This is a genomic window from Tropicibacter sp. S64, from assembly GCF_049803835.1.
Classification (GTDB): Bacteria; Pseudomonadota; Alphaproteobacteria; order Rhodobacterales; family Rhodobacteraceae; genus Pacificoceanicola.
Genome location: NZ_JBNAGK010000004.1, coordinates 39988 through 53827, shown reverse-complemented (window position 1 = coordinate 53827; position 13840 = coordinate 39988). Strand labels below are relative to the sequence as shown.

12 protein-coding genes are annotated in these 13840 nt (G+C 64.8%); all 12 read right to left on the bottom strand.

All coding sequences use genetic code 11. The features are described from left to right. Window positions 1-43: 43 nt before the first annotated feature. Window positions 44-412 carry a hypothetical protein gene (locus ACP159_RS07760; protein ID WP_425099096.1) on the bottom strand — a complete coding sequence of 123 codons (369 nt, stop codon included), beginning with the start codon at window positions 410-412 and terminating at the stop codon, window positions 44-46. Beyond that, window positions 360-1331 carry a hypothetical protein gene (locus ACP159_RS07755; RefSeq protein ID WP_425099095.1) on the bottom strand — a complete coding sequence of 324 codons (972 nt, stop codon included), beginning with the start codon at window positions 1329-1331 and terminating at the stop codon, window positions 360-362. The genes ACP159_RS07760 and ACP159_RS07755 overlap by 53 nt, the downstream gene beginning before the upstream one ends. Before the next feature lie 145 nt (window positions 1332-1476). Beyond that, the gene (locus ACP159_RS07750) at window positions 1477-2706 is read right to left on the bottom strand and encodes a hypothetical protein (protein WP_425099094.1); all 1230 of its coding nucleotides are present in this window, start codon (window positions 2704-2706) and stop codon (window positions 1477-1479) included. Window positions 2707-2836: 130 nt separating this feature from the next. After that, the gene (locus ACP159_RS07745) at window positions 2837-4042 is read right to left on the bottom strand and encodes a hypothetical protein (protein ID WP_425099093.1); all 1206 of its coding nucleotides are present in this window, start codon (window positions 4040-4042) and stop codon (window positions 2837-2839) included. 112 nt (window positions 4043-4154) lie between these two features. Beyond that, a complete protein-coding gene (locus ACP159_RS07740) occupies window positions 4155-5483 on the bottom strand; it encodes a hypothetical protein (RefSeq protein WP_425099092.1) in 1329 nt (442 codons plus the stop codon). Window positions 5484-5622: 139 nt separating this feature from the next. Next, window positions 5623-6879 carry a hypothetical protein gene (locus ACP159_RS07735; protein WP_425099091.1) on the bottom strand — a complete coding sequence of 419 codons (1257 nt, stop codon included), beginning with the start codon at window positions 6877-6879 and terminating at the stop codon, window positions 5623-5625. 87 nt (window positions 6880-6966) lie between these two features. Next, window positions 6967-8151 carry a hypothetical protein gene (locus tag ACP159_RS07730; protein WP_425099090.1) on the bottom strand — a complete coding sequence of 395 codons (1185 nt, stop codon included), beginning with the start codon at window positions 8149-8151 and terminating at the stop codon, window positions 6967-6969. A gap of 337 nt (window positions 8152-8488) precedes the next feature. Continuing rightward, window positions 8489-9700 carry a hypothetical protein gene (locus tag ACP159_RS07725; protein ID WP_425099089.1) on the bottom strand — a complete coding sequence of 404 codons (1212 nt, stop codon included), beginning with the start codon at window positions 9698-9700 and terminating at the stop codon, window positions 8489-8491. A gap of 141 nt (window positions 9701-9841) precedes the next feature. Next, window positions 9842-11059, bottom strand: coding sequence for a hypothetical protein (locus ACP159_RS07720; RefSeq protein WP_425099088.1), 1218 nt, complete (start codon window positions 11057-11059; stop codon window positions 9842-9844). Between the two features lie 286 nt (window positions 11060-11345). Then, entirely contained in the window at window positions 11346-11678 is a 333-nt protein-coding gene (locus ACP159_RS07715) for a hypothetical protein (RefSeq protein ID WP_425099087.1), read from the bottom strand. 143 nt (window positions 11679-11821) lie between these two features. Beyond that, window positions 11822-12523, bottom strand: a complete 702-nt coding sequence (locus tag ACP159_RS07710) for a hypothetical protein (RefSeq protein WP_425099086.1) — start codon at window positions 12521-12523, stop codon at window positions 11822-11824. Beyond that, complete coding sequence (gene serS / locus ACP159_RS07705) at window positions 12520-13812, bottom strand: serine--tRNA ligase (protein WP_425099085.1); 1293 nt, start codon at window positions 13810-13812, stop codon at window positions 12520-12522. The genes ACP159_RS07710 and serS overlap by 4 nt, the downstream gene beginning before the upstream one ends. Between the last annotated feature and the right edge of the window lie 28 nt (window positions 13813-13840).

Here is a 13840-nt window from a genome sequence, read left to right as displayed (position 1 = left end):
TGCGATGTAAAACGCCCGGCGGGAGACCGCCGGGCGTTTTGTTTTACTGCGTGAGGCTCTCGACCAGCGCTTCGAGCTTCGCCAGCCGGGCGGCGAGGGCGGCGTTCTCGGTCTTCGCGTCCCGCGCTTCGGCGCTCAAACTGGCCAGCGCCTGCGCCTGCGCAGCGTTTTCCTCATGCAGCTGACCGATATAAAGGTGCGCCTTCTCCAGTTCATTGAGCATCCCGCCGGTCATGGCGGTCAGGTTGAACGGCCCATCCTCCGGCGTCGGACCGACATTCGGCAGGTGCTTGAGCGTCTTCATCAGCGCCGCCTGTTCCGCAATGCTCGGCAGCGGGTAGTCCTCGTCGAACACCCGGTCACAGCCCGCCGAGCAGCTTCCGGCGGTGAAGAGCTGGCCTTCGATGGTCATGTTCCCCGCCGGGTCCAGCGCCATCTGCCGCCCGCCACTGGAATGGTTGACGAAGAACCGCCCCGCCGCGGCGTTCTCGTGGACGAAGTGCGAGGGTGAAATAGCTGCCGCCGTTGTTCGACATCTTGAACATCTCGCGCGGGGCAGCGGGGCTTGCGGCAGTGTTTTCCACGAGAACACGAGCGGTGCCATTCGTGCGGCTGACGTGCAAGGGGGCGAGGGGGACGCTGACACCCGCGCCGATGTTGCCGCTGCCGTCGACGAGCAGTGCTCCATCGGGCGCGGCGACATCGACGATCAGGGGGTAATCCAGCGTATCCGCATTGCCGAGATAGAAGGCCTCTTCGTTTCCGGACAGCGTCCAGCGCTGGTTCCCGTTGGAGCCGACCTGGTCGAACAGGATACCGGGGCTGTCGGCGGCGACCATGTGTATCCGGTTCTGCGGAATGGAGGTGCCTAGGCCAAGCCTGCCCTGGCTGTCGAGCCAGAAGGAATTCGCCGGCGCTCCGCCGACGATGCTGAACGGGATGACTTCGTCGGAGTTTTCCCAATCGGTGCCTTCGTCCATGATCATGAAGACGCGCGCCGAGCCGCTGCGCGCCGGCCCGATCCGCCAGTCGCGGTCGTTGAAGGTGGCGCTGCTGGTATCGTCCATGATGATCTGCGGCTCGGACCACTTCAGCTTGATGGCCGGGTTGCCGAGTCCGTTGGCCTCGGTTGTAAGGCAGCTGTTGCCCACGCACATGGAGCCATTGAAGGACGAATAGCTGCCTTCGAAGTAATTCGTGCTCGTCCCGTTCTGCGTGATCTTGCCCGTCAGGGTCAGGTTGGCGCCGCTGATATCCTGCGCCAGTGCCGGAGACAGGAGGCCGGTGAAAAGGCAGGTCAGGGCTGTGGCGGAGGCTGTCGGAAATTGCATGGCATGTCTCTCGTCTGGACTGAAAAAATCTGGATGAAGCGCGCAAAGCGTAGCCGGAAATGGTCAAGCGGTCCATCTCCCGGACAGTGTCGGCGGGTCCACGGATGGCCAGCCGCCCCGACCCGCCGCGCACGACCGCTTCGGGCTATTGCAGACTCAGCGCCGCCTCGATCCGGTTGATGCGCTCCAGGAGCGCCGCGTTCAGACGCTTCTGTTCAGCCAGGTCTTCGCCTTGCGCCTGCAACGCGCCGTGCAACTGCTCGATATAAAGATGCGCCTTTTCCAGTTCATTGAGCATCCCGCCGGTCATGGCGGTCAGGTTGAACGGCCCATCCTCCGGGGTCGGTCCGACGTTCGGTAGATGTTTCATCTCCCGTATCATCGCCGCCTGCTCAGCAATCGTCGGCAGCGGGTAGTCCGCGTCGAACACCCGGTCACAGCCCGCCGAACAGCTTCCGGCGGTGAAGAGCTGGCCTTCGATGGTCATGTTCCCCGCCGGGTCCAGCGCCATCTGCCGCCCGCCACTGGAATGGTTGACGAAGAACCGCCCCGCCGCGGCGTTCTCGTGGACGAAGTACCAGTCCTTGCCGCTCGCCGTGTTGGCGAGGGTGAAGTAGGAGCCGCCGTTGTTCGACATCTTGAACATCTCGCGCGGGGCGGCGGGGCTGGCGGCGGTGTTTTCCACGACCACCGATGCGCTGCCGTCATCGCGCTGGATGTGCAGCGGCGCGACGGGCGAGGGCAGGCCGAGACCCAGGTTTCCGGTGTTTTCTTCAAGCACGAAAGAGCGGGTTGGCACGTTCCCGCGGACCTCGAAGGGGATGGTGCTCTGCGTCACGTCATAGATGTAGAACCCCCCCTCGTTGCCGCGCAGATCCCAAGTATAGGGCACGCCGCCGGTGTCCTGAAACCGGATGGCTGCCTCCCCGGCTTCGACGATGTGCAAGTTCTTCTGCGGCAAGGAGGTGCCCAGGCCCAGATCGCCGTTGGCGGCCAGGTAGAAGGCATTGGTCGGCGCGCCGCCCCGGATCAGGAACGGCACCGTCCCGGCGCTTTCGTCCGAGATGGCGAAATACTCGAGGCCGCCGCCGGCGATGCTGAGACTGGGTTCATTGAACTCGATTCCCCAGTTCGTGTTAGGAAAGCTGCTGGTCGACGCGTCGATATAGTCGATCCGGCCGCGAAAATCGCGCAGTTCGAGTCCGGTGCCGTCGACATCGGCCACGAAATTCGGCGAAGGGTCGTCGGCGCATGAGCCGCCGAGGCAGAGCCGGTTGCGGATGGTGGCGTCGGAGCTGGCTTCTAGCACCTGCGCGTAGGCGCCGGAGGCGGGGCCGAGCAGGAGCAGGGTGAGAAGGGCGAAGGGTCTGGTCATGGTATCCTCCAATGGAGACGGGTTGCGCCGGGTCCTGGCGAGGTGATCCTGTTGACCAGTGTACGAACGGCCGGGTTTTCGGCAAGGCCGGTCGACGGCGGTTGTCCCCGTCCCTGTCCGGGAAGCCGGCTCAGCGGCCCTCCAGCGCCTCCAGCCGCGCGACGATCCCGGGGAGCTCGGCCAGTTCCGCACGCAGGGCCGCGATCTCCGCCGCCTGCGCGGCGTTTTCCTCGTGCAGCTGTCCGATATACAGATGTGCCTTCTCCAGTTCATTGAGCATCCCGCCGGTCATGGCGGTGAGGTTGAACGGGCCATCCTCTGGCGTCGGCCCGACGTTCGGCAGATGCTTGTTCGCCTTCATCGACGCCGCCTGTTCCGCGATGCTCGGCAGCGGGTAATCCGCGTCGAACACCCGGTCGCAGCCCGCCGAACAGCTTCCGGCGGTGAAGAGCTGGCCTTCGATGGTCATGTTCCCCGCCGGGTCCAGCGCCATCTGCCGCCCGCCGTCCGAATGGTTGATGAAGAAACGCCCCGCCGCCGCGTTCTCGTGGACGAAATACCAGTCCTTGTTGCTTTGAGAATTGGCCAGCGTGAAGTAACTCCCGCCATAATTGTCCATCCTGAACATCTCCCGCGCGGCCTGCCCGCTGGCGGCGGTGTTCTCGACCCTGATCGTCGCAGTCCCGTCCGTGCGCAACAGGTGCATGGCATAAAATGGCAAGGAGGTACCGAACCCGATATTGCCGTTGCTCCCAATGGTCATGGCATTGCTCGGTGCAGACATGGACATTCTGAGCACGGCGTTTCCCAGGTCAAAATCCGAGAAAAGCAACGCCGACCCCGTGTAGCTCATCAGCATCTTGGAAACACTCGGAACGTCCGCCTGCAAGACCAGACTGACGGTTCTGCTTACCGGATCAACGATATGCAGTTCGCCTTGCGGGATGGTCGTGCCGATCCCGACGTACCCGTTGCTGCCCACGTAAACCGCCGACTCCGGTGCGCCACCGGCGATCTGGAACGGTTTGGCGCCCGTTGTCTCATCCTCGATCACGAACTCTTCGGAAGAGGTCAGGTTGGTCTGGATCGACCAGTCCCGATCCGCGGCCGTCGATGCCGAAGTGTCGTCGAAGAGCACCTTGAGAAAGGTCGACTTCAGCGTGAGCGTGTCGTCGTCATAGGCCTCGGTGCCATTGCATCCGGTCCCGACGCAGAGCTCGTCGTTGATGTAGGAGTCGGTGGACGACAGTTGCGTCACCTGCGCCGCCGCTTGCGCCGCCAGCAGCATCAGTCCCGCTGCCAAACCAACCCCGAGCATGCCGCTCCGGTCTGTCATTCGATTGAAGATCATTGAAACTCATCCTTTTCCTGAAATTGGACCGCCGGACGGCGACGGCCGAGCGGATGACACCGCATTGTTATCCAAAAGGCAGGCCCGCCGCCTCGCCTCACTTCTCCGGCAAGAGCGCCTCCAGCGCCGCTTCAAGCCGGGCGAGACGGGCCTCCATCGCGGCGTTCTGCCGGCGAAGGCTGGCCACATCCTGCGCCCGCGCAGTATCGCGCTCTTCCAGCTCGGCAATATACAGATGCGCCTTTTCCAGCTCGTTCAGCATCCCGCCGGTCATGGCGGTCAGGTTGAACGGACCGTCCTCCGGAGTCGGCCCGACACTCGGCAGGTGTTTCAGCGCCCTTATCTGCGCCGCCTGCTCGGCAATGGTCGGCAAAGGGTAATCCGCGTCGAACACCCGGTCACAGCCGGCCGCGCAGCTTCCGGCAGTGAAGAGTTGCCCCTGGATGGTCAGGTTCCCCTCCGCCGTCAGCGTCATCTCCGGCCCGTCGGCCACGCCATCGGTGATGATGAAGCGGTTGGGCGCGGCTTGCTCATGGGTGAAATACCAGGTCGTGCCGCTCTGGGTGTTGGCGAGGGTGAAGTAGCTGCCGCCCTTGTTGGTCATGTTGAACATCTCGCGCACGCCGGTGGGACTGGCGGTGGTGTTCTCGACCTTGATCCTGGCATTGCCGTCGGTGCGCTGGACGTGCAACTGCGAGTCCGGAAAGAATGTCCCGAGGCCCACATACCCGAACTGTCCGTTGACATAGAGCGCATAGGGATCGGAGAAGCTCTTGACCGTGAAGTCTGCCGCCGTGCTGTAGGCGTTCACGGTCACACCCAGTTGGGATATGTCGACGCCGCCCGTCATCGCGTCCTTGTGGATCATGAAGTTGGCGACACCGTCCACTCGCTGGCTGATGGCGAGGGTTCCGTCCTGGTAGATCAGGAGGTTGTAGAACGTGCTGCTGACATCGGTGTTCGACCGGTTCAGGCGCAGCGCATAGCCATCGTTGGCTTCTACGGAGACTTTCCCTCCCGGCAGCGTGGTCCCGAAACCGACACGGCCATCCGACGCGACGTAGAGCGAATTTGCGGGCGCATCGCGGTCGAGCCGCAGGATCGTCCGGTCCGCGTCGGCGTTGCGGATGGCGAAATACTCCGGCCCGGTGCCTGGATCGTTGGCCCGAAGTTCCCAGTCGGTCGTCGCGACGCCGGTGATCGTGGAGGTGTCCTCGAACAGCAGGCGCGGATCGGACTCCTTGATCTTCAGATCGGCGTCTCCGGGGAAGGTTTCGGACGAGGTGCAGTGAAAGCCGACGCAGAGCGCGCCATCGACGCTGTGATCGCCGGCGAGCACGGTGGTCTGGGCATGGGCCGCAGTAGAGAAAGACATGACGAGGAAGGCCATCGGAACGGAGAAGGCGCGGGGCGCGGATCGGGTCATGGGAAGCTCCGGACAGGGAACGGGTTCAATAGGTGCTGTGTGCAAAATGGTCTCGGGAAAGACGGCGCAGTCTTTTCCGGTCACGCGGTTCCGTCAAGACCCCGGTTCTACCTGCGCCGCCTTCGCCCGATCGCTGCCGTCACTGGTCCGAGGCAGCGGACCGGGCCTGAACGAGGTCGCGCAGCGCCGCCAGGTCCTGTCTCAGTGCGGCGATCTCGGACGATTGCGCCGCGAGCGCCGCTGTCTGCGCCCGCACAGTCGCGGCCTGGGCATCGTGAGCGGTCTGCAACTGGTCGATGTAGAGATAGGCCTTCTCCAACTCGTTCAGAATGCCGCCGGTCATGGCGGTGAGGTTGAACGGACCGTCCTCGTCGGTCGGGCCGACGTTGGGCAAGTGCCCCGCCTCGCGGATCGCGGCCATCTGTTCGGGCAGGCTGGGCAGCGGGTAATCCGCGTCGAACACCCGGTCACAGCCCGCCGAACAGCTCCCGGCGGTGAACAACTCGCCTTCGATGGTCATGTTCCCGGCCGCATCCAGCGCCATCTGTCGCCCGCCGCCCGAGTGGTTGATGAAGAACCGCCCCGCCGCGGCGTTCTCGTGGACGAAGAACCAGTCCTTGCCGGATGCGGTGTTGGCGAGGGTGAAGTAGGAGCCGCCGTTGTTCTCCATCCGGAACATCTCGCGGGCGGCGGCGGGGCTTTCGGACGTGTTCTGGACAAGCACACTCGCGGTGCCGTCCCTGCGCAGGATGTGCAGGGAGGCGGCGAGGCTTTCGTCGATACCCAATCCCACCGCGCCGGTCTCGGACACGGCAAACGCATTGTCGGGGGCGCCTCCCTTGATCTCGAAGGGGATACGGACAATATCGGGGCTCGGCACTTCGCGCACGTAAAAGCCTACGTCGTTGGCCGCAACCTTCCACAGACTCTCATTACCTGTCCGTGCATCCTCAAGATAGAATTCCGGCGTGTGGCTCGAGTCCACGAGGTGCAGCGCCCCCCTCGGGATGGTCGTGTTCAGACCGACATAGCCGCTATCCGTGACAAACAGGCTGTTGGCCGGAGCGCCCGCTTCGAGTTGGAGGATATTGTTGCCGGTGTCCTGGTCGATGATGGCGAAATAGTCGCCGGAGGAGGGACTCTCGCCATTGGCCTCGAGCAGCCAGTCGTTGGCCGGGAAGCCGCTGGTGGTGGAGTTGTCTTCAAAGAGAATGCGCGTATTGTTCGCTTTCAGCTTCAACGGGCCTTCGGGGTAGCTCTCGGCGTCGCCGCAGCCGCCGCCGACGCACAGGGTGCCAGAGACGCTGTGATCGCCGGTCAACACGGTCTGAGCGCCAACAGCAGGCGGCAGAGCGCATAGCGCGAGTACGGCAAGGGCGCGGAAGGGACGGGTCATGGAGTTCCTCATCGAAAGGGAGCTTGAATCAATCCGAAAAGGTTAACGCGGCCCGCCCCGTTCACCAAGCCGTTTCCGCCCGGCCTCTCACCGCGCCGCCTGCGCCGCCTCCAATCGGGCCAGACGGGCCTCCAGCGCCCGGTTCGTCGCTTCGAGATCCAACGTGTAGAGCGTCAGCTCCTCCACCTTCCGCAAGAGCCGCATCTGCATGTCGGTCATGTCGAGGCCCGTGTCCGCGATCTCGGCCGCCGAGGGGATGTCCGGCAGGTGACGGTTCTCGGCGATGAAGTCCCTGACCTCGGTCAGCGGGCGCAGGGCGTACTCCGGGCCGAACACGTAATCGGGCACGTTCAGCGTGGTGCTGCCCGAGATGAAACGTCCCTGCACGGTCAGATCCCCGTCCGCCGTCAGAGTCATCTCCGGCCCGTCCGCCACGCCATCGGTGATGATGAAGCGGTTGGGCGCGGCCTGTTCGTGGGTGAAGTACCAGGTCGTACCGCTGTCGGTGTTGGCGAGGGTGAAGTAGGAGCCGCCTTTGTTGCTCATGTTCAACATTTCGCGCACGGCGGAGGTAGACGCGCTGGTATTCTCCACCTTGATCGCGGCGGTGCCGTCGGTACGCCGCACGTGCAGCGCGGCGCCCGGACTGCTCGTGCCGAGTCCGGCGTTGCCGGTGCCGCTCTCCAGAACCAGGGAATGCTCCGGTGCGCCATTTTCGAAAATCACGACTTTGGGCCTTGTGACGGTCTGACCATATGTCGTCGAGTAGTCCAGGAACTGGAGGCCGAGGGAGCTTTGCCAGAGGTCCCATCGCCGCGCACCATTGGGATCGTCGATGGCGAGCCCCGGCACCGAGCCAACCAGATGCAGGTTTCTTTGCGGGAACTGGGTCTGCGCACCGATGTAGCCATTGTTATCGACGTAAAGAGCGAAAGGCGGGGCCTCGCCTTCGATCTTGAACACGGTGTTGCTCGCCGTCTCGTCCCGGATCGCGAAATACTCGCTGCCCGAGGACGAGGGATCGTTGAGAATGATGGACCAGTCGCGCTGTGGGACATCCACCGCGGTCGAGGTGTCGTCGAACTTCAGGCGCACGTTGTTGTCCTTGAGCCGCAGCACCGCGGTGTCGGTGAAGGTTTCGGTGCTGGTGCAGGATTCCCCGACGCACAGATTGCCTTCGATGCTGCGGTCTCCGGAGAGAAAGGTGGTTTGAGAGAAAGCCGGCAAAGGCGCAAGCAGCGCAAGGGCGAAGGCGGAGGAGCGCAGGGACACGGAGAGATTCCTTTTGGGCAGGATGGATTGACAAACAGTGGCTTGACACAATGGCGAAACGATATGGCCACGCCCGGTTCCGATCAAGCGCGCCCGATGCCGGGCAACCGGGCGTTGGGCAGGGGATCACCTGCGGGTCCGCCCACCGTTCCCGGCGCGATCTGCAGGAACGCCAGCCCGCCGCGCCGGATGAAACCTGGAAACGCATGCCCGCCGTCAAGGCGGGCTGCAATGTTCCATGGCCTTTGCGGTTTGCATTGGACCAAGTGCATCACCCATGTCTTTGATGCGCAGAGCGCGGCGGAGCATGGGTGATCCTCCTATAGCTGGAAAGCCTTTATCGGTCGGCTGGTGCCGCGAGAAGGACCTGCATCGCGGCAACAGTCTCGCGCATCGTTGCCATCTCCGCTTCGAGCCGGGTCAGGCTCTCGGCACGCAGCCGGTCACGCTCTTCCAGTTCGGCAATGTAGAGATGCGCCTTCTCCAATTCATTGAGCATCCCGCCGGTCATTTTCGTCAGGTTGAACGGGCCGTTCTCGGGTGTCGGTCCGACGTTGGGCAGATGCTTCAGCGTCTTCATCAGCGCCGCCTGTTCTGGGATGCTGGGCAGCGGATAATCCGCATCGAACACCCGGTCGCAACCCGCCGAACAACTCCCGGCGGTGAAGAGCTCACCCATCAGAGTCATGTTCCCCGCCGCATCCAGCGCCATCTGCCGCCCGCCATCGGAATGGTTGATAAAGAACCGCCCCGCCGCGGCGTTCTCGTGGACGAAGAACCAGTCCTTGCCGGATGCGGTGTTGGCGAGAGTGAAGTAGGAGCCGCCGTTGTTCACCATCCGGAACATCTCGCGGGCGGCGGCGGGGCTGGCGGCGGTGTTCTCGACCCGGAGGGAAGCGGTGCCGTCCGCACGCCGGACATGCAGCGGCGCGGAGGGGGTGTCCGTGCCCATGCCGATGTTCCCGGAGGCGACAATCGTGAGGGACGTGTCCGGCGCTCCGTTGCGGATGTCGACGGGAATGGTACCGCTGCCGGACGCGGAGCTGAAGAAGTACAGGCCAACCGAGTCCGCCGCGACATCCCATTTCCGGGCTGAGTTGGTCACCTCCAGCCGGACCGCCGAGACGAGGGGCCTCGCGATGTGCAGGTCCTTCTCGGGCAGGAAGGTCCCGAGGCCGATGTTGCCGGTGGCGCCGATCACGAGGCTGTTCTGCGGCGCGCCGCCCATGACGAAGAAGGGGCGCAGTCCGCTGTCCGCATCGCGGATGGCAAAGTAATCGCTGCCGAAGGAGGCGTTGTCATTGATGTCTATGGCCCAGTCCCGTGTCGGGATGTTTGCCGAAATGGAGCTGTCTTCGAACAGCATCCGGACGTCCTGATCCTTGACCTTGAGGTCGAGACTGCCGGTGAAATTCTCGACGCCGGTACAGCTCAACCCCACGCAGAGAGAGCCGTTGATGCTGTGGTTGCCGTTCAGGAGAACCTGAGCGAAGGCGGGGGCGGCGACCGGGAGCAGGAGAAGGGACAGGCGCAGGGCAGAGATGAGCATGGCAATGCAACTCGTGGGGCGGGCGCGGGGCGGGTCCGCGCGGGCCGGTGAGCCTTGAAACAATGCCTGCCGCCCGACCCCGCCCGGCGGCATGTCGCCACTGTTCTGTGACGGGCAAGACCTGTCAAGCGCCTGATTTTCCTACTGCGCCGACGCCGCGAGCAGCGCCTCCATCCGGGCCATCCGCTCGGTCAGCGCCGCCAGCGCTTGCGCCTGCGCGGCGTTTTCCTCGTGCAACTCGGCGATATAGAGATGCGCCTTTTCCAGCTCGTTCAGCATCCCGCCGGTCATGGCGGTGAGGTTGAAGGGGCCGTTCTCGGGTGTCGGTCCGACGTTGGGCAAATGCTTGTTCGCTTTCATCAATGCCGCTTGCTCGGGGATGCTCGGCAGCGGGTAATCCTCATCGAACACTCGGTCACAACCCGCCGAACAGCTTCCGGCGGTCATCAGTTGCCCTTCGATGGTCATGTTCCCGGCCGCATCCAGCGCCATCTGCCGCCCGCCATCGGAATGGTTGATGAAAAACCGCCCCGCCGCGGCGTTCTCGTGCACGAAGAACCAGTCCTTGCCGGATGCGGTGTTGGCGAGGGTGAAGTAGGAGCCGCCGTTGTTCACCATCCGGAACATCTCGCGGGCGGCGGCGGGGCTGGCGGCGGTGTTCTCGACCCGGAGGGCAGCGGTGCCGTCCTCGCGCTTGACGTGCAGCGGCACATCCGGATTGCCGCCAAGGCCGAGGCCCCCGGTCGAGATGAGGTTGAACGCGTTGTCCGGCGCGTCGACCGAGAAGCGGACCGGAAAGGTGCCGGTGTTGCGATGCAGGTAGAAATTGCTGAGCCCGAACCCCGTGGAGAATTCCAGCGTACCGGTCTTGACCTCGGTTGCATTGAGGAAGCTGAAGGTGGCTTCCATCTTGATCTGGGACCGGCCGCCATTGACTGCGCTGTCGCGGATGTCCAGCTCCGCCGTCGGGATCGAGGTGCCGAGCCCGATCGCGCCGGTGTCGTCCACCAGCAGCGCCGAGGTCCGCGCTCCGCCGTTCACCCGGAACGGCTCGGTCGATGCGGCCACGTCACGGAACTTGATATAGGGCTCACCGCCCGCACTGGTGTCGTTGAACTGGATGATCCAGGGATTGGTAACGTAATTCGGGTCCGTGGTCGTGTCGATGTACTCGATGGCCGCGTTCCGCGACTTCAGGCGAAGCAGGCGCAGATCGGAGGCATAGGTCTCGACCGCCTGACAATCGGCGCCGATGCACAGGCGGTCATGGATCGAGGTGTTCTGCGAGATCAGGTTCTGCGCCAGGGCCGGAGAGGCCATCAGCAACAGGGCGGCAGCAAGGCCGGTGAAATGGGTCATGGTATGTTCCGAAGCAAGACAGGTCGGGAATCCGGACGTGTCCGCCCGGCACGTTGCGCTCTCCCGCCGAAATTCACCGGGTGGGCGAAGAAAAACGGTACAGGCATTCGGAAAATTGTTAAGACGGAATCCGTGGCGTCGTTTGAAAATCTGTGCGGCCGGGGAAGGTGCGGGGCGCGTGGTCGCGGTCTTCACAAGGCGCCCGGAGGCATGATCCGCGCCCGGACGGACGCCATTGCCGCTAAGACAGAGCGTGCCAGCGCAGGCGCCGAACGCGCCCCGGGTCTTACTCCGGCGTCGCCTTCTCCAGCGCCAGCCCGTCGGCCCAGGTGCCGTGCAGCGTGCCGTCCGGCATGGTGACATAGACCACAGGCGCCTGTCCGGGCGCCCAGTTGATCGTCAGCACCCGGCCTTCGAGCGGGCCATAGCCGGAATAGGCGGTGCCACCCACGAGCCAGTCCGCCGCCACGGTATCGCCTTGCTGCATCAGCGTCAGCCGACCATCATAGGCGGAGCCATCGGCATTGCGGCCCTGCACGTAGTAGGTGCCGGTGACATCGGCGAGGCTGGCGAAGGGCAGGGTGCTCAGGACAAGCGCGGACAGCGGGCGGTGGAACATGGCGGGACCTTCAAAGGGTTTCGGGGAAATCGGCCGCGGGCAGCCTAGAGCGAAGGGGAAGCGGCTGGCAATTGGTATTCGCAGCGGGGCGGGCGCGGTCTGGACGGGACGGCGTCACACCAGGGTCCCCTTTTGCGTGCGCCCTATTCCGTGTCGGTGCCCCGCAGCCCCAGGATCGTCACGATCCCCAGCGCTGCGAGCCCGGCCACCGCCGCGTTGAGCGGCGAGGAGTTCGCCACGATCACCCCGACCAGCGCCCAGATCACCGTGATGCCGTATTCCGGGGCCCGGTGCAGGCGGTACTGCACCACCACCGCGATCACCAGCGCCAGCGCCAGCGAGACCAGCGCCGCCGGGGTCGGCGGCAACCAGCCATAGCCGCCAAGCACCACGCCGAGCCCGACGCAGGCCGCCGCCGTCAGCCAGCCGGCATAGATCGCCACCGGCGCCTGCTGCAGCCAGCGGTCGGTGTCTCCGGTGCGGAAGACCGCGACGAGCGCGCCCGCGAGCATGACGAAGATCATGACGGTCGCCGCGACCGGGTAGACGGAGGCCACGGGCAGCCAGTTGATGCCGACCGCGAGGCTGACGAAGAGCGGCAGGCGGGCCGGGGTCCAGTCCGGATCGTCGCTGCGCCGGACCATGCCGAAACCGGTCCCGATCACCAGCCAGGCAAAGATCAGCCCCCAGATCGAGAAGGCATAGCCCGCCGGCTGCACCGGCGGCTCCTCGATCAGGACGGGGAACTGCCCGGCTTCATAGCCGTTGAAGCCGGGCGCGAGCAGCGGCGAGGCGGCAAAGGCCACCGCTGCCAGGAAGCACAGGATCGCCCAGAGGCGCGTCATGCCAGCACGCCCTCCGCGGTCAGCGTGGTCTTGCCCCCGAGCCAGGGATGCAGCGCCTCGGGCAGGGTGACCGAGCCATCGGCGTTCTGGCCGTTCTCCAGCACCGCGATCAGGCAGCGCCCGACCGCAAGGCCGGAGCCGTTCAGCGTGTGGACAAACTGCGGTTTGCCACCATCCACCGGCTTGAACCGCGCGTTCATCCGCCGCGCCTGGAAATCGCCGCAGGTCGAGACCGAGGAGATCTCGCGATAGGTGTTCTGCCCCGGCAGCCAGACCTCGATGTCATGGGTCTTCACCGCGCCAAAGCCGATGTCGCCCGAGCACAGCACCACCGTCCGGTACGGCAGCCCCAGCTTCTGCAGGATGGCCTCGGCGCAGCCGGTCATCCGGTCATGCTCTTCCATCGAACAGTCCGGATGCACAACCGAGACCATCTCGACCTTCTCGAACTGGTGCTGGCGCAGCATCCCGGCGGTGTCCTTGCCCGCGCTGCCCGCCTCCGAGCGGAAACACTGGGTGTGCGCGACATAGCGGCGGGGCAGGCTGACCTCCTCCACCGTCTCGCCATGCACGATGTTCGTCAGCGTCACCTCCGCCGTCGGCACCAGCCACCAGCCATTGGTGGTCTGATAGGAATCCTCGCCGAACTTCGGCAACTGGCCCGTGCCGAGCATCATCTCTTCCTTGACCAGCACCGGTGTCCAGGTCTCCCGCAGCCCGTGCTCGCCCACATGCGTGTCGAGCATGAACTGCGCCAGCGCCCGGTGCAGCCGCGCCACGCCGCCGCCCAGCACGACGAAACGCGAGCCGGACAGCTTCGCCGCCGTCTCGAAATCGAGCCCGTCCTGCACCGCCGCCAGCTGGTAATGCTCGCGCGGCGCGAAATCGAAGCTGCGCGGCTCGCCCCACCGGCGGATCTCCACGTTGCCGGTCTCATCCGCGCCATCCGGCACATCGCGATGCATCACGTTCGGCAGCGTCATCAGCACGTTCGTCAGCTCGGCATCCAGCGCCTTCGCCTTCGCCTGCATCTCCGCAACTTCGGCCTTCTTCGCAGCCACGATGCCGCGCAGCCGCTCGAACTCCGCCTCGTCGCCGCTGGCCTTCGCCTTGCCGACATCCTTCGCGGCGCGGTTCTGCTCCGCCTGCGCGGTCTCGGCGGTCTGGATCGCGGCGCGGCGGGCCTCGTCCAGTGCGAGAATAGACGGCGACTGCGCCTCCATCCCACGGCGGGCCATCGCCGCGTCGAAAGCGGCGGGATTGTCGCGGATGGTGCGGATGTCGTGCATCGTATCCTCCTGATAACACGGTTGAGAA

Coding starts and splice junctions, on each gene's coding strand:
- ACP159_RS07760 (WP_425099096.1), bottom strand. CDS start 412: ATGACCATCGAAGGCCAGCTCTTCACCGCCGGAAGCTGCTCGGCGGGC.
- ACP159_RS07755 (WP_425099095.1), bottom strand. CDS start 1,331: ATGCAATTTCCGACAGCCTCCGCCACAGCCCTGACCTGCCTTTTCACC.
- ACP159_RS07750 (WP_425099094.1), bottom strand. CDS start 2,706: ATGACCAGACCCTTCGCCCTTCTCACCCTGCTCCTGCTCGGCCCCGCC.
- ACP159_RS07745 (WP_425099093.1), bottom strand. CDS start 4,042: ATGACAGACCGGAGCGGCATGCTCGGGGTTGGTTTGGCAGCGGGACTG.
- ACP159_RS07740 (WP_425099092.1), bottom strand. CDS start 5,483: ATGACCCGATCCGCGCCCCGCGCCTTCTCCGTTCCGATGGCCTTCCTC.
- ACP159_RS07735 (WP_425099091.1), bottom strand. CDS start 6,879: ATGACCCGTCCCTTCCGCGCCCTTGCCGTACTCGCGCTATGCGCTCTG.
- ACP159_RS07725 (WP_425099089.1), bottom strand. CDS start 9,700: ATGCTCATCTCTGCCCTGCGCCTGTCCCTTCTCCTGCTCCCGGTCGCC.
- ACP159_RS07720 (WP_425099088.1), bottom strand. CDS start 11,059: ATGACCCATTTCACCGGCCTTGCTGCCGCCCTGTTGCTGATGGCCTCT.
- ACP159_RS07715 (WP_425099087.1), bottom strand. CDS start 11,678: ATGTTCCACCGCCCGCTGTCCGCGCTTGTCCTGAGCACCCTGCCCTTC.
- ACP159_RS07710 (WP_425099086.1), bottom strand. CDS start 12,523: ATGACGCGCCTCTGGGCGATCCTGTGCTTCCTGGCAGCGGTGGCCTTT.
- serS (WP_425099085.1), bottom strand. CDS start 13,812: ATGCACGACATCCGCACCATCCGCGACAATCCCGCCGCTTTCGACGCG.